Origin of the sequence: Mycobacterium angelicum, from assembly GCF_002086155.1 — a bacterium.
Taxonomy (GTDB): Bacteria; Actinomycetota; Actinomycetes; order Mycobacteriales; family Mycobacteriaceae; genus Mycobacterium; species Mycobacterium angelicum.
The window spans coordinates 1-212 of the sequence record NZ_MVHE01000505.1; the positions used below are offsets into that span (position 1 = coordinate 1).

At 61.8% G+C, this 212-nt stretch carries 1 protein-coding gene; it reads right to left on the reverse strand.

Annotation, left to right across the window (positions count from 1 at the left end; translation table 11 throughout):
- Positions 1 to 212: beta-ketoacyl synthase N-terminal-like domain-containing protein (locus BST12_RS30450; RefSeq protein WP_211281459.1), on the reverse strand; the 212-nt coding region annotated here is incomplete at both ends.

The following is a 212-nucleotide window of genomic DNA, read 5'->3' on the forward strand; positions in this document are numbered from 1 at the left end:
CACGCTGATTGACGTGCCGGTCAACCCGTACCCTTGCAGCCCCCCGGTATCCCTATTGCCGTAACTCGCCGCGAAAATGCCGGTGTACACCCCGGTCGCCGAACCACGCAACGACAACGGGTCAATCCCCGCGTGCTCCAACGCCTCCCACGAAACCTCCAGCATCAACCGCTGCTGAGGATCCATCGCCAACACTTCACTAGGAGCGATGC